The following is a 22,214-nucleotide window of genomic DNA, read 5'->3' on the forward strand; positions in this document are numbered from 1 at the left end:
TCTTCTTCTACAATGTATTTGTAGAGGAAGATGCTTTTTTTTAATATAGTGGAACTATCCATTTATCTTTAACTTCCTCAAAACGTGTGACGGAAATTAAGTGAAGTGTTAATTCATCAGGAACTTCCTTTAAGTCATATGATTTGAGACCCATTGTTAACTCGTATCCATCGCTCTTATCTTTTTTGTAAAGATAAGATCCATCCAGTAAAGTAGCATATGATTTTCCTTTGTCGTCTGTTAGAACCCACTCTCCAAGTTCTGGAGCAAGTGCATCTCTGCTACCTTCCATTTCAATTTTAAAAATATCTTCCTTCTCGACTGGTATCAACGACTTGCGTAGAGAAAACTCACTCTGTTTTTTGGTTTTTTTAATCGTAATAAAATTGCCTTCGTATTCAAATGAAACAGGCGCTTTATTCAATTCTTTTGGCTTTATTTTTATAGAGAAATCAGTTGGTACTTTTTTATAGACACCATCCAATACTAGTGTAAGTTTGGTCTTATCTTTTTGTGGAACAAATGATTCATTCCATGCAACTTGGCCAAGCTGTTCCATACCTTTTCCAGAGCTTTGTAGCATCCCCAAATTATTAGAGTCTGCTTCATCCGCTAGATAGTTATTATGATAATATATAACTTTTTTATCTTCATTTTCTATATGGTATTGAATAGATGTGTCATATTTACCATTATCATTAATAATTCCTTCTCCTAATTCCTTTTTAAGTTTTTTAATGTCTTCGTTCACCTTAATACTTTCTTCTTTTGTAAAAGATGTTTCATACAATAGTTCAGTAGAAGAAGCTGAAAATTGGACCTGTTCCATATTAACGGCCACACCAAAACTGCTTGTTTTATCATCATTTAATGGGATAGTTGTTGTAAGCTTATTCATTTTTTTTAAATCCACAGGTACTTCTAACTGCCAGTTGCCACTTACCCCATTAAGTTCAACTAAATCGAATTTTACCGTCAACTTCTCTATTGCTTCTTGTTCACGTAATGAAATTTCGGCAAATCCATAGTCACTTCCTTCCCACCATCCTGTTCCAACTCTATTAATTTCTTTTCCATTTTGATCGAATCCAATAATCTTATTTTCATTCTCAGAATCAGCAAGGCCAAGGTTCAGTTTCGTATCTAGGGGTTTTCCATCTTTATTTAAAACTTGAAAGGAAAGTCCAACTCTCGAAGAATCGATCACAACATCTTCTACTTTAAGCGTCATTCCATTGTCCGTTACTTCTAAATTGACCCTTTCCACTAACCCCTCTTCCATTGCAATTCTTAATCCTTCATCTGCCTGTTCCGAGCCGAAAAATCCTCCTATTAATTGAGCAAAGCTAGGGCTAAATGTAGCTGTTATACCTAAAGCTAAAACTATTCCCGCTGCAGTAAGTAGTATGCGTTTCCAAGGCTTACTTCTTTTCGGAATACTCTTCTGTTCATAGGGCTCCAGATGCTCCAGGACAATGGATGCAAAATCATCAGGCAAAGTTGGCGTTTGTAATGTTTCTTTAATAAATTGCTGCTCCTCTTTGAAAGCTTCTACGACACGCATGCACCCTTCACAGCTTTTAATATGCGTTTGTATTTCGGCATGCTCTTTTTCTATTAGTAGATTATCAACATACTGTGAAAGTTTATCTGCCTTCGGACAATTCATAAAAATATCCTCCTTCTTGTTTTACTGTATCTCTCATTTTTTTCTTTGCACGATGAAGTTTATTACGCACATCCGAGAGAGGGACTTCGACTAGCTCACTTATTTCGCTATAGCTTAATTCATTTACATAGCGTAAAAGAATAATCATTCGTTCGTCTTTTGGTAAGGTTGCGATTAGCCGTTCTAATTGTCTGCTTTTCTCGTTTTTTAAATAAATAACTTCTGGATGATTTACATGTACTACTTTTTCTTCATCAATCTCCACTTGTTTCATCTTATAGCGCTTCTTTCGGAACTCATCCATACAGTGGTTGATTGCCACACGATACAACCAACCAGAAAACGAACCTTTTTTATCATATTTATCTAGTTGGTCATATACTTTGATAAATGCTTCTTGTACGAGATCCTGAGCATCGTGAGGATTTTTAGTCATTCGTAAAATTGTTCCAAATAACGGATTTTTATATTTATTAATAATGTGGGCGTAGGCTTGTTTGTTGCCTAATAGTATTTCTTTGATCCACCGTAGCTCTTCTTCCATGTTGACCTCCCAACTCAAAACGACCATGCGCATGTCTCGTTTTTGTCACTCATCTATAATAACGAGTTTACGTGAGAAATAATTTCATTTTTTGCCAAAAAAACATTTAACAAAAAAAACAGTCAGTGAAAACCAATTGTTATCGGTTTTCTCAGACTGTTCTTTGTCCCTGTGTCCGACACAACATGAAAACTATTCTGAATAGTTTTCAAGTTATGTTTGTCACAGGGTCCATTTATAACCTTATCAAGACTTCTGTACCATCTTTTGCTTTAACATCAACTATATGAAGCCCTCTATGTCTTTTCAGTTCTTTCACAATTTCTTTTAGTTCCATTTTATTTAGTTGTGGAATTGTAAATGACATATCTTTTTCCTTCGTACCTGCAATAATCCACTTATTTATCATTTTATTCAACACTCGGGAAGAAAGTATAGTAATACCGATGTTTAACACCAGGTAAGGAACTGGAATAGAAAGTCTTACTGCATTAGCTTTCACTTTTACGTTTAACATAAATGTACTCTATTCAATCGTAACGGAAATTGTATCACCATTTGCAGATCTAACATCGACAATTTTTCCGTCTAATTCATGTTCAATTGCCTCCAGAATTAAGCTAATATCAATGTCTTTTACGTATTTTTCAGACTGGGGTATATTTGAAGCTATATTGTGCCCAGCTAATAACACAACTTTTACAAGTCTAATTGGCAGATTAACAGCAACATTATCATTTTCAGCTGATACAACTCGCACTTTCAATGTTTTGTCTATATATGAAGATGACTTTACTTTAGGGGTACTGCCAGAATCCCGTTCATTTAATACTTGAATAAGTTCTGATGCTTTTGCTGCATCCAATTTTCCTTCTTGTACCATTGTTAACACTTTTTCAATTTCAGTATTCATCGCTATTTCCCCCTATTCATCTTTTAAAAGATTAATCGCTTCTTCCGAACTTATCTCTCCGTTTGCTAACATTTCAATAACTTTTTTCTCATCCACTTCGTTTTTCTTCTTTGTTTCGTATCCAAGAGAACTAACAACCTCATTTAGCTTTCCTCGAACCGTTGGGTAAGAAATCCCTAGTTCCTTTTCAACTTCCTTAATATTGCCTCTGCACGTTAGGAATACTTCAACAAATCGAAGTTGTTCACTTGAAAGGGAAGCCAACTTGGATAATTCGAATTCATTTTCAATTGTTGTGTGACAGTGAGAACAATGCAACTTAGTGATTTTTAATGTTTCACTACAAACCGGACACTGACTAATAATTGGATATCCCATAGCACTGTTAATTCCTCCTTTCACCCACATCATCATATTCTTAAAATCAATACTCGGATTAACAAATTAAAATATTTAACTAAAATTAATTAATAATATTAATTATAATATAAAATTATTCGTATTTGCAATATATTATTAAAAACAAATAAAAAACAGACTTTGAAAACCATATGTTAATGGTTTTCGTAGGCTGTTTTTCTCCCTGTGTTCGACACAAATCCAAAACGATTCTGAAAAGCCTTAAAATTTAGTCTATCACAGGGACCGTTACTACTATAAAACTAATCCATCTTTCATTGTAATAATATGGTCTGCATAAGGCAGCATCTCTTCGTCATGAGTTACCATCAACGTCGTGATGTTCAACGTCTTCGTCAATTCTCGAATCAATGTCATGACGTCTTTCGATCTTTTTGAATCAAGGCTTGCTGTTGGCTCATCCGCAAATAGCAATTTAGGCTTGTGGATGATTGCACGGGCAATTGCTACTCGTTGTTTTTCCCCACCCGATAAAGAAGATGGGTATGCATCTTTCCTATGATACATATCAACTAGTTTAAGCGTTTTTTCAACTTCTTCTTTTAGTACACGCTTACTCATCTTCGTTTCTGACACATCAAGCATTAGAAGGAGTTGTTCTTCTACCGTTAGAAAAGGGACAAGATGAGAAGATTGAAAGACAAAGCCAAACTCGCTTGCTCTCGTTTTTCGAATCTGCTCTTGGTTCATCTCGGTCATATTTTTCCCTTCGAACACTACTTTACCACCTGATGCACTTTGCAGTCCGGCAGCAATTGTAAGAATCGTACTTTTGCCAGATCCCGAAGCACCAACTAATGCCGTAATTTCCCCTTCCTTAAGGGTAATATTAACGCCTTTTAATACTTGTTCTTCGACTTCGCCATTCGTAAATATTTTTGTCACTTCGTCTATTGTAAAAATTGTCATATTACACCTCTCCTTGTTGGATAGCTTGCAGTGGTTCCACTTTTTTTATTTGAAGACCAGAAAGCGTCGCGCCTATGAATCCGATAACCAAGAACACAATGGATAATTGAATAGTTGTGTCAACAGTTAAACTGAAAGGCATTCCTTCTGGTGCAATCATTGCAAAGCCTTGGCTTAACGCAACCGACAGTCCGAGTGCAATCACAGTTATAACAACCATTTGGTACCACATCATGCTGAATAATCGACTTGTTTTAACGCCAAGTGCTTTCAAAATTCCGTACAAGCCAATTTTCTGTACGTTCATCATGTAGAAGAATATCGCGAATAACATTCCGCTAATAACGACTAAAAACCAAACAATCATATTGAGTGACATTTGTTCCGCGCTGTAACTTGGAATAGCATCCAAAAATTCTTTATTTGAAAATGCTTGTAAGGATGCATTATCTAGCGTTTCTTCTTGTCCTGGTATGAAAATTGTTTGCATTTCAAGGACACGGTAAATTTCTTGGTAGTTTATCATATTGATAAAAGCAACTGGAGCATGGCTATATTTTTGTTTGTCTGCAAAACCAATTACTTTAAATTCACCGCTAAACTGATTGTTCGTTAAGATATCTCCGACTTTGATACCGTCCTTTTCCAATGAACGATCTAAAACGATTTCACCTGGCCCAACGGACGCAAACAACTCCGAATCGGTTGATGTGGCGAAAGCAACACTATGTTGTTTGTCTTCCTTATCATTTACAAAACCCATTTGAATCGAAAATGCTGTAGCATCCTTCTGTTCTTCTAATAGTTCCGCTTGTAGATCTACGTCTATTCTCGAAAGATTATACTTTTCATTTGCATCTGCATTCATATAAAATTGACCTTCTGGTAAATCTTTTATTAAAGCTGCATTGTCTTGGGATAGCCCATTTGCCAATCCAGAAATAATAAATGTTAAAAAGCTGACCAAAAAAATGATCGAACCTAAAATCATAAACTTCACTTTATTCTTCTTCATTTCTTTCCACGCTATATTCATCATTACGCCTCCGTTATTACTTGATAGCTAGAGCATATAACAGCTAGGTGAACGGAAGATGAACTCGGTATTACGTTTTTGAAGAAATGACCTGTTGAGGTTGCTGCTAGTCGGTAATAAAGCCGATGCTAACAACCTAGAATCTTGTTTACTCCGATAAAAACCACCCTAGAATTCCTGTAGAGGAGTTCTAGGATGGTTTTTTTGTTAGTCTAATTACTCGACTACAAGTATACATGGTGAAGTTTTAGCAATAATTCTTGAAGAAAGCCAGGAACCAAAACCTGCTGAAACGATACTTATACACGCCATCGGTAGGATGCCGACCCAATTGAAAATCAGTGGCAGTTCAACAATTCCATAACTAGATAGAACTGATTCCATAACAATGGGTAATAGCGAAGTGCCAACAACTATTCCGAGCAAGGCTCCGATTGTAGATAGAACGATAACACCGGAAGTCACAGATCGTCTTATTTTAGTAGAAGTCATTCCGACAGACTTATAAATTCCGTATGTTTTACTTTCTTTTCGGATGTTCATGCGGCACGTACTGTAGATAATGATGAATGTAACCAGCACAAACATCAATCCCATGATACTCATGGGCACGATTAAAATAGACACAGCTTCAGTAAACACTGAAGCTAATAATGTTTGCTGAGTAAGCGCATTTACTGAATCTTTAAATGTGACATTCAGTTCACCTGCAATGTCATCCGAATCCGCCGTGTTTTTGAGGATAATTAACCCCAAAAGTGTAGCATGGTAGTCAGGATTATAAACCTTTACTACATCGGTTGTAATTCTTGCTGAATGAGACATATCCATGATTGCTTGGTAAATCCCTGTAATGGTAAGCGTATGCTTGTTCCCACCTATATATACTTCCGTTACGTCTCCTATGTCTTTGTTAAGATACTTTGCAACGCTAATACCTAATGAGATTTCATTTTTGTTTGTAGGGTTATTACCTCTTAATGTGGCAAATCCCAGTTCATCATAGTTCCCATCAATGATTGTGAGTGAAACACTCTTTGACTCAGTCGTTTGACCTTGTGCGGGAAATGTAGCACTTAACTCATCCCCCGTCCAACCGACTGCTTCAACTCGTTCATCTGACAATAGTTCTTTTTCAAAGTCAGCCCTAGAAAACTTCGTCTGATTAAATACAACCGCCGCTATATCAGCAGAGTCGTATCCCCATAATGGTATAGTTTTTTGAATGGAAACGAGACTATTTAGTAAGACAAATCCGAAAACAAGCACGGCCGATGTAACAGCGGTTAACACCATCATTAAAAGGGAGCCTTTCCTATTTTTCAATAAGTTTCTCAGCCCAATGACAAAAGGTACCGGATAGGACGCAAATCCAAATTTAGTTACCCCAGATGAACTCAACCGCCGTGTCATTTTACTGTTTTCTACTTCAGACATTCCATATCGAATCGCTTGTGCAGGTTGTATGGATCGAGTTTTGTTGGAGTAAATCAATACACAAAGGATAATAAGAAGAAAAACAAACAATCCTACGGTAATTGAAATCATCCCACCCTGGATACTTGAGGTTGTGCTCTCCATTTCTAAGTTAGAAAGTGAACTTTCTACAATAAGCTTTGATGAAAAGAGACTGAGTATTACCCCTGGAATAATGGAAATTATAGCAAGGAAAGAATATTGACTGACGTATGTCAAGATTATTTTATTTGCCGATAAACCTAAAGATTTTAAAACACCAATGGTTTTATAGTTCGACAAAATAGCGTCAGAAATCGTAAATCCAATGGTGATTAAGGCAATAGACATCATAACGACTCCGAGAAAACTCATCACAAATGCAATAATTTTATTCATAATTAGATAGAATGCAGAAATAGTCTCGAACTCTTCTTTCGATTCAAGAAAAGGCGTACCAATAAAATCTTCAAAACGATCCCAATAGTGTGCACTTTGACTATAATCATCATATCTGAGCCCCATCATGTACTTATCACTAACTTGCATGGAGCTAAGCTTTTCTTGATAATCTTCAGTATTCATCCAGACACGTACACCATTTGAAAAAGGGCCACCATAAGGAACATCAATGAGAATGGCTGATATTTCTAACTCGAACTTTTCTACACCCGTTGTAAATTCAATAGGGTCTCCTATTTGCATCCCGTGTTTATACGCTAAAGCAGTAGATATCCAAATTGTGCCAATTTCAGGATTTGAACGTACATCTCCTTCCGCAAACGTAAGTTCATCAACCCCGAGAGGTAGCTTTGGTGTATTCATCATATATAAATATAAATTTGAAATCTCTTGACCTTCGTACATGACCGTCGTTAAGTTCTTAAAAGGCAATAATTTCGACGCCTTAACCCCATCTTGCTCACTCCACCACTCATTTACCAGCTGAGGATTGTGAAAACCATTATTAAACGTCAAAATTTGGTGCGAACCATTCGTTTTTTCATGAGTAGCCGCAAATAAATTGTCTGTATTTAACATAACATTCACCGACGTTGCAAGTAGTAATGTGGATAATAAGATAAGCAGGCCGGTTAATCCGTTTTGAATCTTTTTTTCCCTTAAATTGGCTATACAAAGTGTCCAAATAGCATTCATAGTGCTTACTCCTTTCCAGAAACGTATGAAAAGATTACGTTTTCTCTGCCTTGGATTGTAGTAGCATCATATTTTTCGAATTCCAGAACCCCACCAATTTTCCCATCCCGAATATAGATTAGGCGATCCGCTCTACAAGCAGCCTTTATATCGTGGGTTACCATCACGATGGATTGTCGTTTACGGTTCATTTCCGTTAAGATATCCAAGACTGCAACACCTTGATCATAATTTAAACTGCCTGTTGGTTCATCTGCAAATAGGATATCTGGAGAATTAATGAGCGCTCTAGCGATGGCTGCTCTCTGTTGCTGGCCACCCGAAGTTTGGGAGGGTAACCGATTTTGCTGTTCCTCAATATTCATCGCGTTCATTAGCGAAATGGCCTTTTTCTTGACTTCTTTTTTAGGATTTCCAGCTACATAACTAGGCAAAGAAATATTTTCAACTAATGTAAGATCAGGCACCAAATTTATGCTTTGATAAATATAGCCGATTTTTTTGGCCCTGAAATCCGCAAGTTCCCTTTCGTTGTATGCATTTATTCGCTGATCTTGAAAATACACCTCTCCTGCCGTTATGCTATCAAGTCCGCTCAGAAGATAAAGAAGCGTAGACTTTCCTGACCCTGAATTCCCCATAATTACGGTGAAATCTCCTTCATAAATGTCTAAGTCAATGTTTCGAATGGCGTGAAATTGTTCCGTACCTGTTGAATATGTTTTGCAAAGGTTTGTTGCATGGATAATAGCTCTTTTTGACAAAATCGCACACTCCTTTTTTGTTCTAACCTTCATTGTAGCGTGCAATTATTTAACAATACTTATCAAGTTATTAATGAATTATTACAAAGGGGAATTAACACAATGGAATCGTAAAATTAAAAATAGTGCCTTCACCTGTTGTGCTTTTAAAAGAAATTGTTCCATTATGTGCTTCAATAATATGTTTACAAATTGAAAGCCCCAGACCATTGCCTTCATTATTAGCGTTAACTTGCCCTTTAAAATAACGACCGAAAATAAAAGGCATGTCCTGTGGGAGAATTCCCACGCCCGTATCTATTATTGTAATTTTTAACTGCTCCCACTCTTGCTCGATTTGAATACGAATCGAATCCCCGGGAGACGTGTGTTTTAACGCATTTGTTATGAGGTTAGAAATAACTTGCTCCAATCTATTTGCATCGACAGCTATAAGTACATCCGGAATTTCCGTCGGCTCTATGAATACAACGCCCGTAGTACGAACGTAATGACCCATTGGTTGGATCATATGCAAAAGCATGCTTTTACTGTACTGTTCAATAGGATTTACTGATATCTGCCCTAATTCTTGCAGGGCATGCAGTAATAAATCTTCCACAAGTCTCGTCATTTTATCTGTATTCGAACGCATCACTTCAACATAGTCCATAACGGAATCCATGTCTGGACAGACGCCATCTCTTATAGCTTCGAGATATGCTTGCACTGTTGTCAGAGGGGTTTTTATTTCATGAGAAATAGTTGTAATCAGCTCTTTTTGGGCTTTCTCTTGTGCATCTCTTCGCTGGCTATGATGCCAAATTTCAATCCGCATTTGATCGAAAACGGCATACACTTCACCCATTTCGTCCGTCCCACTATACTCCGCCTTTTGCTCATAATCGCCTTTTAAAATTGCTTGTGAATAGTAGGATAATTTTCGGATGGGTTGGATTATATTTTTCTTCATTTTTTGACCGAGAATATAGAGTAAGCCGCAAAAAAGAAGTGAAAAGAGGATCATCAAATAGATTGGGATTAGAGGAATTCCCTTTGCATTCTCCATACCTACCTCACTTTTTGGCAATAAGTAAATTGCATTACCTATTTGGATTTGTGTTTGATCATCAACTACTGGAAAAGTAATCTTGAAATAATTTTTTTCGATTTTAGCAGTATACAAATCATAGTGGAGCGATGTTTTCACATCGACTTTTTGAATTGACTTATCAGCTGAAGAGTTAAATAATACGTTGCCGTCCAATTGGATTAAGAGTAAGCTCACATCGTTCTTGTCACATATCTCCTGAAGAACAGTAGCATCGATTTCATCATGATATTGCTCAAGATATGCCATGCTAGCACTTACAAGTAAGCGAGCCTGATTTATCACATAAGCAGGCTTAGCTTCATTGTCATTTAAGAACTGATCGGCAAATAAGTATAGAATACAGCCCAAAAACACCAACCAACAGATTAAAACTGACGCAAACCATTTTTTCATCCACTCTTTTAACGTCATCACGTTCTCCAATCCTGAACTTAATCTAAGCTTAGTTTATAGCCAACGCCCCAAACCGTTTTAATATACGTCGGGTTTGAAGGGTCAACCTCAAACTTCTCTCGTATTCTCCGAATATAAACAGTGATTGTATTTTCATCTCCGTACGCGGCGTGCCCCCAAATTGCATCCAACAACTGACTTTTCGAAAAAACTTGATTCTTATTTTTGGACAAAAAATACAGCAGCTCGAATTCTTTGGAAGATAGTGTAATCTCATTGCCGTCTACCGTTAAACGGTACGCTTTTTTATCAACGACGACATTTCCAAAGTGCAAAACATCCTCATTCTTTTGTGTACTATCAGCTCCCTCATAGCGACGTAGATGGGCATTTATTCTGGCGACTAACTCACTTAATGAAAATGGTTTCGTCATATAATCATCCGCACCAAAACCAAGTCCAAGAACCTTATCCGTATCACTTGTTCTAGCACTTAAAATAAGAATAGGTGTATTATTTTTTTCTCTGATTTTGCGACAAAGCTCAATCCCATCAGCGTCAGGGAGCATTAGATCCAGAATGATAAAATCCAGAACCAATGTCTCAATAAATCGCATACCCTCTTTCCCGGTTTCTGCAATAAAAACCTCGTAGCCGTATTTGTTGAGATAATCTTTTACAATACGTGATATATCTTTTTCGTCTTCAATAATAAGTATTTTCTTTTTTTTATTCACTAGTTCCCCCCCAATGCATATATGGCTAGTCAACCATATAACTAATGTTTACTTGTTCTCCATCAACTAAAGCGTTCGATATCAATAGTGCCGATTTCTCTAGAGTACTTAAAGGTGATGCTTCGTTTTTATATGTCATAAATGCTTGAATTGAATCATTAAGTAGTGGTTCTATGGTGTATCGGTTGCTTTTGCGAATACAATTTCCATACGAATCTCTTCTCTCTGTCTATTAATATACATTGATTATTATTATCATTCAAATTATTCGTGAAACTTCAGTGGGTAGTCCCTCATTCGGGATATATAACCAATCCATCTTTCATGATAATATTATGATTTATCAAAAGAAGCATCGTGTTTGCTGCTAGTGGGAGATGAAACGTGAGCCAGATAGTTGGATTACTGGTTCTTTAAATAAGGGAAAAAAATTTATCCAAAACTGCATACTTTTGTTATAGTTCGGCTTTTCCAGGAATTTTGTCAAACTAAACTTATTTTCATTAACTTTAACTTGATTCAGTAATTTCGGACGCAATTACGCCAAGTCGTAATTCATGAAATAAAATGAAAAAAAGAGTCGTAACTAGTCAACTCTTTTCATTAGGATAGTTTTCAGTTTTTTAAATCTACCTTTTCAATATTCCTAATCGCTAAGTAGGCAACACTTACTCCAATTAATGCCAATGAGATTGGAATAACTATAATATCATTTAATGAAAAACCCCCATTATTCGAAGAAACAACCATAACAATTAGAATAGAAGAAATAATAGTCGTTGGTACTGAAAATTTTTTCATACCAAAATATAAGGTAATTGCATCTATCACAAGGACACAAACAACTGGAACCAAAACAAAAAAGGACCAAGTATTTATGGTCCTTCGAAAATGGCTAGCTAGTATTCAGTTAAACAACAACGACGCTGCTACGCTCAACTTTTGAAATATAATCGATAGAAAACGAATTAAACAAGTCTGGTTGATCAATATTGCATACATGACCGCATTTTTTTATTTTGATAAATTCAAATCCTTCATTGCGCCGAACAACTTCCTCGATTGGAGGGATGAATAGATAATCTTCATCACCCATTAAGAACAATGTCGGAATCGCTGTTGTTGATGCTTGTAAGCGTGTCAAATAAGGGTTGATGACCTTCGTTAAGGACATCCATTTAATGAATTCCTTCTGACACATCTTCTTCGCCTCATTGACGAAAGCCAATCTTGATTCTTCATGCTCTTTACGCGGCATAATAATATAAGCAAATAATTTATAAAGCAACATATAAGGAACAAAGAGCTTGGCTGCACGCCCTGCCCATAATAATATTTTTGCTCGGATGTCAAAACGAATAATTGCACCACCAAGAATCAGTGATTTCACGCGTTCCGGATAATGATCCGCGATTGTTTGCGCAACAATTGTACCAAGCGACATTCCAATAATATGTGTCTTTTCAACTTTGATTTCATCTAACACTTCAATTACTTCGTTTGAGACATCTGTAAAAGTATCTCCTTTTTCCCATTGGCCACGCTCGGATTTCCCGTGTCCACGTAGGTCAATTAAAAGTACATTATGTTCTTTTCTAAATTCGCGAATCTGCTTGAACCAAACAGAAGAACTACCTCCCGCACCATGTATAAATGTTACCCAGGGGGCAGTATCGCTAATTTCGTAAGTTCTATAGTGAAGCAAGTTATGTCATCCTTCCATAGTTGTCTACTACTATTTAAGCATTATCTATAAAACTAAGACAACTATAGCGCCACCAAAATACGACATATTGTAAACGCATAACTTATTTTCGTCACATAATGTTTTTTATCTCTACCCTATTGTGAATGTTTGGATGAAACATGGTTCTTCATCAATGAGTTCGGCTTTTTCATCAAATTCTATATGTAATTCCTTATATATCTTTTTCCAAAAAGAAACCGCCGGTAGGTTTTCAACTAATTCAATTACATAGTATTTTCCAGTTTTTTGTTCAAATAATTCCTCCAACACTTTTTTACCAATGCCCTTCCCTTTGTACTTATTCAATATAAATATGTCGTTAACGCAAAAATCATTTTCTTTTTTTAAAAATGGTCGTTCTAATAATAGTAAAAAACCAACAATGCTATCTTCATATTTTATAAAGTAAGGTGAAATTCCTTCCGTTTTCCAAAACATTTCTAAATCCTCGTAGAGAAAAAAACCATCAGCTCCAATATCGATCGTTGTGGTAAATTTTGAAAGGTCATGTAGATAAAGTGAATATAAATTGCGCAATATCGATGCTTCATTTTCTAAGGCTAACTGCAGTGTAATAGTCATTTTCATTTCCCCTTTAGAATGTTTCTATAAATTCCATTTAGATAAATAATACTAATGTTGGAATTCCTTCTACCTTTAACTTCTTTTAGCTATAATTATTATAGCAATATTCCCCTTTTTTGGTACAAATAAAAGCTAATTAGCTTCTAATATCAAGACTCTCCTATGCAGTTACAAATATAAATCATCAGCATACTATAAATGTAACTGTTTAGGAGGCGAATTAAGTGGCGAATGCATATTTGGATTTATTAGCATACTTTGGAATTGGGGGGGCACATCCTGGAGGATTTGATCTGACACAATCTATATTAGGAGATGAAAACATTCAACGTACGGAATCGGTGCTAGATATAGGATGTGGCACTGGACAAACTGCGGCTTTCTTAGCTGAAAAATTTGATTGCCAAGTTACAGCAGTCGATAATCATCCAATTATGATAGAAAAAGCGAAGCAACGATTCGCTAATACTAACTTTAATGTTAGCGTTGTTGAAGGTGACGTACAACGCTTGGATTTTGTAGATAATTCCTTCGATTTAATCCTAGCCGAGTCTGTTATTGCTTTTACTAGCATTTCGAAGACTTTAAATGAACTTGTCAGAGTTTTGAAAAGCGATGGACGCATGATCATGATTGAGATGACAGCTGAACAAACTTTATCAGAAGAATTACAAGAAAAAGTATGCAGCCTATATGGCATCCAAGAAGTTTTAACAGAAGTACAATGGAAGTCGAAGTTACAGGAAGCTGGTTTTACCAAAGTTCATATAATAAACACCCCATCAGAGCTAACCCCAAGTGAAATTAATGATATAAACCAATCTGAAAACATCCATATGGATTTATTTGACCTATTAGATAAACATAATCATTTTCTACGTCAATACGGTCATTTAACCGGCTACCGAGTGTTTAGATGTCAGTTACACTAATAAATTTAGAGCCCGCTATTATTTCTTCGGCAGATTTACTATAAAGCTTTTCATTTGAAAAAGGTCCATGCTTTTCTTCATACGAATGAACCATTTGATAACCTATATAATAACCAATCCATTTAGGTAACGGGCTTCTAGATTTTCCGTATAAAAAAATAAAATGATTATTCACTCCTGTAATATTTAGCGACGGGATAAAATGCTTTTCCCATATTTCATTCGCTTCAGTAAAGGAATAGAGATTCACCCATGGCCCTACCAACTTCTCACCATGCAAATCCTTCACTGCATATTCTCCAAGTCCTTCAATAATGAGAGAATCCTTTAAAGTAATTTTATCTGGTGCCAAATTTAAATGGTCCAGTCGACAAACATGGTTGTATTCATGCGTTAATAACGCCTTTATTTCTTCTGTTGTAAGTTCCGTAGACAAAAATAAAAACAAGGCTCCTCTATACGCTACTCCATTTTTACTCGGCAGTTGCTCCCCTAATTCTAAACGTACACTTCTAATAGGAAAAATATAAATGGAAACATGTGGGCCATTCCATCGTTTTCTAAGAAATCGGTAATGCTGTTTCACAATTTCCCATACTTTTTGTTCTTCCATTTTTTTTACGACAGTTTCTACACTCTTCCATTCATGGGGAGTAAATAATCCATGTCTTGAAAGTTCATATTGCCATACTTCTCGATTAACTTTTGGAACTAACTTCTCGAGTGGACCACATATTATTTCACAGTGCATAGAAGATACATCTTTTCCTCGCTGTTCTTTACATGATTGGACAAATTGATTGAGCCAATTCTGCGTTAAAATTACCGGCAAACATCTCATCCTTTTTATTCGCATTTGAAAACTTCTATTTTTTAGACGATTGTCTATTGTGTAATATTACCAACATCATATGTTAATAGAACATACTCGTATGAATATATTTCGAGAGGAGGATAAAGATGAATCAATCTGGTGTATACAATCAATGCTGTAGATTTCATGGACAAAGAGTAAGAATTACTTGTAGAGATGGCAGAGTTCACGTAGGAGAAATTACAAGGGTCGATAGAAACATGGTTTGGATTAGACCTGATAATAATTTTGGTGGATATGGTTTCGGATTCTTTGGTGGAGGATTTGGACTAGGCTTTGGTATTGCTCTCGGTGCAATTAGTGCAATCGCTTTAGCTTCTATATTTTTCTGGTAATATCATTCCTTTTAAAAGGAAAAGAGAAATAGGTTGTTACTATTACCTATTTCTCTTTTTTATTTCTTCGTGGAGTTTTGAAGAAAAATCTTAAAATGCTATAATTGTACGTAGTTTAAGTGATCGAAATACATAAGCAGGTGACAAGATGACGATAAAGAAATTTAATGATTCATTTACGAATATACAATTTGCCTTTACTAACGGACAATATACGGACGTACTAGAGCAAGTAGATCATGTAATAGAATTAGGTAAAGCAGATAATGAACGATTTGCAGTTGCGAAGTTATATGATATTAAAATAGATTGCTATATGTCTATAGAACTTCCTTCACGTGCACATGATACGTTGACCGAATTTCATATGTTTATTGAACAATATGGGACAGTTGAAAGTGCGATTTGGTTTCATATTTGCGCCGTGAATTTATGGGGAAGTGGTTCCCCTGCGGTCGATGGGATTGTTCATAGGCATGTAATAAAGGCACTAGAATACAGTGCTCAGACAGAAGATCCAAATTTAAAGCGTCGTGTATATGGAACGATGGCAACTTATTTGATGAATGTGGGAGAATATGAACGTGCTTGTGATTATTTAGAATTAGCTTTTTTCTATGCACAGCTTGTAGTAGAGCAAAACCCTGCGCAAGAATATCTCCTATATAGTACAGTCATTGATTTAATTTATTTAAATACAATGCTCAAACACTATGAAATAGCTAATAACGTTAATGCTTTTGTTTATAATAAAATGGATGAGTTGACTGGCTATCAAAAAGGCTTAGTCATACAAAACTTCGGTTATTTATTAATGCAGCAAGAAAACTATGAAGAAGCAATTGCTGAATTTCAAAAGCTTGCATTGTACACAGATGAGTTTAAGGATATTTCTTTAAAAGCAATTGCTTATCAATATATGTGTGAATGCATGGAAAAAATCAACCATCCCGATTTAGTACAAATGTTGAAAGTACAAGTGAAAGTCTTAAATGATTTGTTGGATGAACGGGAAACCGAATATGCTTTAGAAGCAGAAACGAAAATTCAGCAAAATCATTTTTTACGCAAAGCATCTATTGATGTTTTGACGGACGTTTACAATCGAACTTATTTCGAAACAGAGGCGCAAAAGATTTTATCTCAGCTAGATGGCACGACCTATGCATTGATCGCCATGATTGATTTAGATTTCTTCAAACAAATTAATGATACACATGGTCATTTAGTTGGGGATGATGCGCTCATTACAGTTGGCTTAGGTTTAAAAACATTTGCTTTGCAAAAAAAAGCGATTGTAGCACGCTATGGTGGCGATGAATTTTTACTAATTTGCACAAGTAAGGATCGCCAACGTCTTGAAAACTTCGCACAAACAGTGCATAGCGGACTAAGTTCTCTATCGGTAGAAACAGACACGCATCTTATGCCTTTAAGTTTCAGCATAGGCATGACGCTTGTGAAAGAGCCAACTCATTTAAAAACGGTTCTAAAACAAGCAGATCGAGCATTGTATCATATAAAGAACAATGGACGTGGTCATTTTATTTTTTATAATCAATTGCAAGATAGTAAGTAAAAAAAATCTCTGTGGATGCAATTTCACAGAGATTTTTTATTTATTCATTTAAATACTCCTATGCTTTCTTGAACCTTCATGCAATAACTCCTTTCTCTTTCAATTATTTTTTTATGTGGCTCGACATCCTTACTTAAATATCTGTTGCAGTTCTCGATTTTTATATGGACTATTATTTATTGTAATAATTTTATCCTGGTATGGTTTTAACATTTCGTTTAACAAAGGACGCTTCTTTTCAAAATCACTCGTCCATTTATACATATTACGGAGCATAAGTAAATTTGGTTCATACGCGCATTGTTCAATTCCTAACACTTGTTTAATATGTCTTCTGAATATGCGATATTTCCTTTTGAACAATGGCGGATCTAGCCAAATAATTACATCTGCTAGATCTAGCACCAAATGATATGATGGGCGATAAACACCCTCAAATATCCAATCTCCTTTACTATCTATTTTGTGAATGAACTCAACTTGTTGTTCTGGCGTACGCTTTATCCGCTTCTCATTTACCTCATGATAGACAACGGAGTCTAATTCGAAAAAAGAGAGCTCTAACAACTCAGAAAGTGCTTTTGCATATGTTGTTTTACCACTTGCTACAATTCCCATAATAAAAATTTTCATCATTTCTCATTCTCCAAAACAATACTTTTACTACTAAATTTTTTTACAGATCTTGTTCTAAAATACCGAATATAAAGGAATCTCTCCAACCGTCCTTTAACAATATATTTTCACGGAGTAAACCCTCTTTGGTCATTCCTACTTTTTCTAACACCTTTGATGAAGCAATATTTCTAGGATCACAAGTAGCATAGATGCGATGAAACTGAAGTTGCTTAAAGCCAAACTCTATTAAAAGTTTAGCTACTTCCGTTGCTATTCCATTCCCCCAAAAGTCAGGATTTACAATGTAACCTATCTCCCCAGTTTTATTTGCTAAATCTCGAATATTAAATTCTCCTGCACCAATCATGCTTTCATTTTCTTTGTCGATAATAGAAAAAACAAACCGTGTTCTTCCTTCTTTTTTGGCATCTGCAAGAACTTCGTTTACAAAATCTTTTGTTTGCTGTTCATTGTTAGGACCCCATGGTTGATATTGGCACACGATTTCTTTAGAAGCGTATTTATGAACATCCTCCCAGTCCCGTTCTTCCATTTCACGTAAAATTATTTTGGTACTTCCTTGTCTAAAATTCACCTTTAAATCTCCTTAATAATTAATATCCTGCCGACTAAGTATGTTGTAATCTATCCACTCATCCAATTGTTTTTTAGAAAAATACATTTCTCCATTCATTTGTATGTACGGAATAAATAGATAAGTATCATAGCTAGTTAATTGCGCTCTGCCAACATTTTGCGCCTTTATCAACTCATTAAATTGTTCCACATCCATACTTAAATACAGTGCAGCTGCCTCAATTGAAAGTAATCCATTATCTATATTTAGACTGTCCTTACTTTGTTCAGGTTCTTTCGTTTCACTTGATACACTTTCGCTATTACTAAGCTGGAACGCAAAGAAAAATATAGCGATGCTTAATAAAATAATAGATCCTGATAAAAAATGTTTACTCAAAGTAATTTCCCCCTTTATACAAGGACACCCCATAATTTAAGTAATAGGTGGTCCCTGAGTCGAACCTTCCTACTTCCAAACCGCGTAATTTTTAGAAGTACTATCTATCGGTTTCCATACATCTAACTCTTTACGATACAAATTGGGATCACCTGTTTCCATAAAGCCTTTCATCGAAAAGATCATTTCGGAATGAAGTACTTCACGACTTTTTTCATTATCCTCCGACCAAACAAAACGCCCTAAATTCGGTACTTCTCTTAAAAAGTTGCCAAATGCAAAAATAACGTCTAATCCATGGAACGTGCCAAATACTTTCCCCCATGGTAATGGTAGCTGATCCCACGTAAACTTGTATTGATAAATCGGCTTTGGAATGCGGGCCACTCTACGCATCAGTTTATTATCAAACCAATAGAAAAGAACTGTATTGAATAATGTACATTTCATTTTATAAGACAAATACGTTAGATTCTTTAAAAAATCACGTCTGTTATAACTGTTCTCATTATGATTAAATACCTCCCACAATTCCTTCTGTCCTTTATACGCATAAACTAGCAAAAGACTAGCTTCATTGCGAACAGTACCAATCATCATCGGAACAGCATTCGCTATTTGAAGCTCCTTATCATTCCCGAAAGGTAATACTACTCCATCTCGAATATGAGAAATTTGCTTCACTCCCGCTCCAGCTTTGATAAGCTGCTCCGTTGTTTGGCTTAGCAAGTAATCCCGCATACCATCTGTTCCCATATTTTGCGTATAACCCTCAGCCTTTTCAGCTGAATCAATTAATCCGTCCTGTAATAATAAGGCTGTTACAAAAGCTCCCGCTGCTTCCTCTGCCTTAGCTGTAGAACGGAGTTGTGGATATCCTGACATGGCAATTGCTTTATGGAACAATCCTAATGCCATTTGTGAATGAGCAAGCCCCCATACATTCATACATCCAGCAGAATGTCCTTGAATAGTGACATTATTTACATCTCCACCAAAACTTGCGATATTATACTGTACCCATTCCAATGCCTTGATCAAATCAAGTGTCACATAGTTCCCTGAATCATCAGCAGCATCTCCAGTATGTAAAGCAGGATGATAAAACGCGCCTAAGAAACCTAATCGATAATTAACCGATACAACAACGACATCTGCTTCCTCTGCCATACGAGAAGCTTCATAAATCGGATCGCTGGCGGTTCCCCTCGTATTGCTTCCACCATGGATAAAAACTAAGACTGGTCGCTTTTTATCGCCTTCTCTAACAGGCGTCCAGACATTTAGATAAAGACTGTCTTCAGAACCTACAAGCTCTCCGTAAAGACTTGTATCTGCTGTTCCATAAATAGTACCAGACTGCGCAGACGGCTCTTTAAATGTCTTTGCCTCATATATCCCTTCCCAAGGTTCTAAGTCTTGCGGCTTCTTCCATCGTAGTTGACCAACCGGTGGTGCAGCATAAGGAATCCCTAAAAACTTATCTACTTTCGATAATCGTACTCCCTTTATCCATCCTGCTGTCGTTTCTATTAAAGCTTCTTCTTTCACCTTCATTGAATAGCCCCTTTCACCCTAATATAATTTCGTACAAGTAAAACCCTATAATTTTACTGAAAATTCATACAATAAATAGTATAATATTCTGTAATATGTTCAAATATAATACCTTTTTCTCTTACTTTTCTATCAAAATACAAAGTAATTTCTCACGTGAAAAAACCAGTTTGAAGAACATAAAGCATCTTTTCTTCTTTAAAATAAAACTCATAATATCCTCTTTCATTATCAAGTTCAATCCTATCATAAAATATCAAATGGTCGATTTCTTCCCAACGATAATTTTGTATTTCTGTAGAAAAGGCATTTCTTAAAGAAATCTCTTCAGCAGATATTGTTACATAAGATAAGGAAGCACCGTAAAATAACGCGCCACAAACGATTCCAATGCCTACAGCTACTTTATGAACATTAAAAAAAAGTAAATAACAACACTAGCAATGAGCAATAACAGTACTCCAACCCCACACAACATATAGTTCACACCTGTTGTATAAATGACCCACTGTCCCTTCTCAAAATAAAGTGTTTCATTAACTATCAATGGTGTGAGTAGTGTAATAAATGGAGAAAATTAAAGTATACATATACCTATTACAAGAAAAATATGCCGAGCATCATACCTTTTATACATAGTAAATCCCCTTTGATTTCAAAATACAAAAAGTATACACAACATACAATTCGAACTTTCAGATAATTAACTTTACCACATTTACATATAACTCGATGTTTTTTCACGAAAAAAATACACCACTATATTTGTGGTGTACTAATACTTTAATATGCTAATGCTTGCGTTAAATCTTCTAATAAATCTTCCACATCTTCAATACCTACTGAAATACGAACTAATCCGTCTGTTATACCTAGTTCTAAACGACGCTCATGTGGAATCGAAGCATGTGTCATTCGTGCAGGAACAGATATTAAACTTTCCACCGCACCTAGACTTTCTGCAAGTGTGAAATATCGAAGCTTCGCTAATAAATGATCTGCCTTTTCTTCACTTCCAACATCGAAAGAAATCATTCCACCAAAGCCAGTTGTTTGCTTTTTCATCAGCTCGTGACCTGGATGATCTACTAAACCTGGATAATACACTTTTTCAACAGCTTCATGTTTATTTAAAAATTCTGCAATACGCAGCGCATTCGTATGATGTTCCTCCATACGAAGACCTAATGTTTTAATACCACGCATAAGTAACCAAGAGTCTTGAGGTCCAAGTACTGCTCCTACTGAATTTTGTACAAAATGTACATCTGTTGCTAACTGCTCCGAATTCACAACAACTAGTCCTGCTACGACATCACTATGGCCACCAATATATTTTGTTGCACTATGCACAACTATATCAGCACCAAGTGTAATTGGCTGTTGAAAATATGGAGTCATAAATGTATTATCGACAATTGTTAATAAGCCTTTTTCTTTTGCAAGTTTACTAATTGCTTCAATATCAGTAATTTTTAATAAAGGATTCGTCGGTGTCTCTAAAAAAATTGCTTTTGTATTTTCTAGAATAGCAGCTTCTACTTTTGACACATCACTCGTATCAATAAAAGTCGCTTCTATGCCAAAGCGATTAAGTACTTTTGTGATGACACGATATGTTCCACCGTATACATCATCCGTTAAAATAACATGATCCCCTTTACTGAAAAGCATCATAATCGAGGTCGTTGCCGCCATTCCTGATGCAAAAGCAAATCCTGCCACGCCACCTTCTAAGTCACTAATTAGTACTTCTAAAGCATGACGGGTAGGATTTCCAGTGCGTGAATACTCATATCCTTTAAATTTACCAACTGCTTCCTGCTTATACGTACTAACCTGATAAATCGGTGTCGACACAGCACCAGTTGCTTCATCTCCAACAATACCAGCATGAATTAATTTCGTTTTTGCGCGCAT

General features: G+C 35.9%; 23 protein-coding genes. 3 read left to right on the forward strand and 20 right to left on the reverse strand.

The genetic code is table 11. The features are described from left to right. Positions 1–40 precede the first annotated feature (40 nt). From RUH95_RS11590 to RUH95_RS11655, 14 genes are all read right to left on the reverse strand, one after another. Positions 41–1,669, reverse strand: a complete 1,629-nt coding sequence (locus tag RUH95_RS11590) for a DUF4179 domain-containing protein (protein ID WP_313893027.1) — start codon at positions 1,667–1,669, stop codon at positions 41–43. Continuing rightward, positions 1,647–2,213 carry an RNA polymerase sigma factor gene (locus tag RUH95_RS11595; RefSeq protein ID WP_313893028.1) on the reverse strand — a complete coding sequence of 189 codons (567 nt, stop codon included), beginning with the start codon at positions 2,211–2,213 and terminating at the stop codon, positions 1,647–1,649. The genes RUH95_RS11590 and RUH95_RS11595 overlap by 23 nt, the downstream gene beginning before the upstream one ends. A gap of 235 nt (positions 2,214–2,448) precedes the next feature. Beyond that, positions 2,449–2,730, reverse strand: coding sequence for a hypothetical protein (locus RUH95_RS11600; protein WP_313893029.1), 282 nt, complete (start codon positions 2,728–2,730; stop codon positions 2,449–2,451). A 9-nt stretch (positions 2,731–2,739) separates the two neighbouring features. Next, complete coding sequence (locus tag RUH95_RS11605; RefSeq protein WP_313893030.1) at positions 2,740–3,126, reverse strand: SHOCT-like domain-containing protein; 387 nt, start codon at positions 3,124–3,126, stop codon at positions 2,740–2,742. Positions 3,127–3,138: 12 nt separating this feature from the next. Further along, on the reverse strand, positions 3,139–3,504 hold the full coding sequence (locus RUH95_RS11610; RefSeq protein WP_313893031.1) for a DUF2089 domain-containing protein: 366 nt from the start codon (positions 3,502–3,504) through the stop codon (positions 3,139–3,141). Positions 3,505–3,780: 276 nt separating this feature from the next. Then, the gene (locus RUH95_RS11615) at positions 3,781–4,455 is read right to left on the reverse strand and encodes an ABC transporter ATP-binding protein (protein ID WP_313893032.1); all 675 of its coding nucleotides are present in this window, start codon (positions 4,453–4,455) and stop codon (positions 3,781–3,783) included. Between the two features lies 1 nt (position 4,456). Then, positions 4,457–5,491 carry an ABC transporter permease gene (locus RUH95_RS11620; RefSeq protein WP_313893033.1) on the reverse strand — a complete coding sequence of 345 codons (1,035 nt, stop codon included), beginning with the start codon at positions 5,489–5,491 and terminating at the stop codon, positions 4,457–4,459. 216 nt (positions 5,492–5,707) lie between these two features. Continuing rightward, positions 5,708–8,104 (reverse strand): ABC transporter permease, encoded by a 2,397-nt coding sequence (locus RUH95_RS11625; RefSeq protein ID WP_313893034.1) that lies wholly within the window; start codon positions 8,102–8,104, stop codon positions 5,708–5,710. A gap of 5 nt (positions 8,105–8,109) precedes the next feature. Then, positions 8,110–8,868, reverse strand: coding sequence for an ABC transporter ATP-binding protein (locus tag RUH95_RS11630; RefSeq protein ID WP_313893035.1), 759 nt, complete (start codon positions 8,866–8,868; stop codon positions 8,110–8,112). A gap of 94 nt (positions 8,869–8,962) precedes the next feature. Beyond that, complete coding sequence (locus tag RUH95_RS11635) at positions 8,963–10,372, reverse strand: sensor histidine kinase (RefSeq protein WP_313893036.1); 1,410 nt, start codon at positions 10,370–10,372, stop codon at positions 8,963–8,965. Between the two features lie 20 nt (positions 10,373–10,392). After that, positions 10,393–11,091 (reverse strand): response regulator transcription factor, encoded by a 699-nt coding sequence (locus RUH95_RS11640; RefSeq protein ID WP_313893037.1) that lies wholly within the window; start codon positions 11,089–11,091, stop codon positions 10,393–10,395. A 615-nt stretch (positions 11,092–11,706) separates the two neighbouring features. Beyond that, on the reverse strand, positions 11,707–11,946 hold the full coding sequence (locus RUH95_RS11645) for a hypothetical protein (protein ID WP_313893038.1): 240 nt from the start codon (positions 11,944–11,946) through the stop codon (positions 11,707–11,709). 55 nt (positions 11,947–12,001) lie between these two features. After that, positions 12,002–12,796, reverse strand: a complete 795-nt coding sequence (locus tag RUH95_RS11650; protein ID WP_313893039.1) for an alpha/beta fold hydrolase — start codon at positions 12,794–12,796, stop codon at positions 12,002–12,004. A 132-nt stretch (positions 12,797–12,928) separates the two neighbouring features. Further along, positions 12,929–13,420, reverse strand: coding sequence for a GNAT family N-acetyltransferase (locus tag RUH95_RS11655; RefSeq protein ID WP_313893040.1), 492 nt, complete (start codon positions 13,418–13,420; stop codon positions 12,929–12,931). A gap of 227 nt (positions 13,421–13,647) precedes the next feature. Between RUH95_RS11655 and RUH95_RS11660 the strand changes: the two genes are divergently transcribed. Further along, positions 13,648–14,355, forward strand: coding sequence for a class I SAM-dependent methyltransferase (locus RUH95_RS11660; protein ID WP_313893041.1), 708 nt, complete (start codon positions 13,648–13,650; stop codon positions 14,353–14,355). Here RUH95_RS11660 and RUH95_RS11665 read toward each other — a convergent pair. Then, positions 14,336–15,187, reverse strand: coding sequence for a DUF2268 domain-containing putative Zn-dependent protease (locus tag RUH95_RS11665; RefSeq protein ID WP_313893042.1), 852 nt, complete (start codon positions 15,185–15,187; stop codon positions 14,336–14,338). The two genes, RUH95_RS11660 and RUH95_RS11665, sit on opposite strands and share 20 nt — an antisense overlap. Positions 15,188–15,315: 128 nt before the next feature. Between RUH95_RS11665 and RUH95_RS11670 the strand changes: the two genes are divergently transcribed. Continuing rightward, positions 15,316–15,564: a hypothetical protein gene (locus RUH95_RS11670; RefSeq protein ID WP_313893043.1), complete on the forward strand. Its 249-nt coding sequence runs from the start codon at positions 15,316–15,318 to the stop codon at positions 15,562–15,564. A 148-nt stretch (positions 15,565–15,712) separates the two neighbouring features. Next, on the forward strand, positions 15,713–17,143 hold the full coding sequence (locus tag RUH95_RS11675; protein ID WP_313893044.1) for a GGDEF domain-containing protein: 1,431 nt from the start codon (positions 15,713–15,715) through the stop codon (positions 17,141–17,143). A 129-nt stretch (positions 17,144–17,272) separates the two neighbouring features. On the opposite strand, the gene RUH95_RS11680 is transcribed toward RUH95_RS11675, so the two are convergent. The 5 genes from RUH95_RS11680 to RUH95_RS11700 all read right to left on the reverse strand — a co-directional run bounded on the left by RUH95_RS11680 (position 17,273) and on the right by RUH95_RS11700 (position 22,214). Further along, positions 17,273–17,779, reverse strand: a complete 507-nt coding sequence (locus RUH95_RS11680; protein ID WP_313893045.1) for a P-loop NTPase family protein — start codon at positions 17,777–17,779, stop codon at positions 17,273–17,275. Positions 17,780–17,819: 40 nt separating this feature from the next. Further along, complete coding sequence (locus RUH95_RS11685) at positions 17,820–18,356, reverse strand: GNAT family N-acetyltransferase (RefSeq protein ID WP_313893046.1); 537 nt, start codon at positions 18,354–18,356, stop codon at positions 17,820–17,822. Between the two features lie 12 nt (positions 18,357–18,368). Next, the gene (locus RUH95_RS11690) at positions 18,369–18,737 is read right to left on the reverse strand and encodes a hypothetical protein (RefSeq protein WP_313893047.1); all 369 of its coding nucleotides are present in this window, start codon (positions 18,735–18,737) and stop codon (positions 18,369–18,371) included. A 69-nt stretch (positions 18,738–18,806) separates the two neighbouring features. Further along, entirely contained in the window at positions 18,807–20,294 is a 1,488-nt protein-coding gene (locus RUH95_RS11695; protein ID WP_313893048.1) for a carboxylesterase/lipase family protein, read from the reverse strand. Positions 20,295–21,077: 783 nt separating this feature from the next. Continuing rightward, positions 21,078–22,214, reverse strand: a complete 1,137-nt coding sequence (locus tag RUH95_RS11700) for a bifunctional cystathionine gamma-lyase/homocysteine desulfhydrase (RefSeq protein WP_313893049.1) — start codon at positions 22,212–22,214, stop codon at positions 21,078–21,080.

This window comes from Psychrobacillus sp. (assembly GCF_032154225.1).
GTDB lineage: Bacteria > Bacillota > Bacilli > Bacillales_A > Planococcaceae > Psychrobacillus.

Bases quoted from the DNA above. Each gene is read 5' to 3' on its own strand.
- RUH95_RS11695 (WP_313893048.1), bottom strand. From the start codon at position 20,294: ATGAAGGTGAAAGAAGAAGCTTTAATAGAAACGACAGCAGGATGGATA.
- RUH95_RS11635 (WP_313893036.1), bottom strand. From the start codon at position 10,372: ATGACGTTAAAAGAGTGGATGAAAAAATGGTTTGCGTCAGTTTTAATC.
- RUH95_RS11680 (WP_313893045.1), bottom strand. From the start codon at position 17,779: ATGATGAAAATTTTTATTATGGGAATTGTAGCAAGTGGTAAAACAACA.
- RUH95_RS11610 (WP_313893031.1), bottom strand. From the start codon at position 3,504: ATGGGATATCCAATTATTAGTCAGTGTCCGGTTTGTAGTGAAACATTA.
- RUH95_RS11595 (WP_313893028.1), bottom strand. From the start codon at position 2,213: ATGGAAGAAGAGCTACGGTGGATCAAAGAAATACTATTAGGCAACAAA.
- RUH95_RS11675 (WP_313893044.1), top strand. From the start codon at position 15,713: ATGACGATAAAGAAATTTAATGATTCATTTACGAATATACAATTTGCC.
- RUH95_RS11605 (WP_313893030.1), bottom strand. From the start codon at position 3,126: ATGAATACTGAAATTGAAAAAGTGTTAACAATGGTACAAGAAGGAAAA.
- RUH95_RS11615 (WP_313893032.1), bottom strand. From the start codon at position 4,455: ATGACAATTTTTACAATAGACGAAGTGACAAAAATATTTACGAATGGC.
- RUH95_RS11600 (WP_313893029.1), bottom strand. From the start codon at position 2,730: ATGTTAAACGTAAAAGTGAAAGCTAATGCAGTAAGACTTTCTATTCCA.
- RUH95_RS11620 (WP_313893033.1), bottom strand. From the start codon at position 5,491: ATGAATATAGCGTGGAAAGAAATGAAGAAGAATAAAGTGAAGTTTATG.
- RUH95_RS11590 (WP_313893027.1), bottom strand. From the start codon at position 1,669: ATGAATTGTCCGAAGGCAGATAAACTTTCACAGTATGTTGATAATCTA.
- RUH95_RS11655 (WP_313893040.1), bottom strand. From the start codon at position 13,420: ATGACTATTACACTGCAGTTAGCCTTAGAAAATGAAGCATCGATATTG.
- RUH95_RS11670 (WP_313893043.1), top strand. From the start codon at position 15,316: ATGAATCAATCTGGTGTATACAATCAATGCTGTAGATTTCATGGACAA.
- RUH95_RS11625 (WP_313893034.1), bottom strand. From the start codon at position 8,104: ATGAATGCTATTTGGACACTTTGTATAGCCAATTTAAGGGAAAAAAAG.
- RUH95_RS11700 (WP_313893049.1), bottom strand. From the start codon at position 22,214: ATGCGCGCAAAAACGAAATTAATTCATGCTGGTATTGTTGGAGATGAA.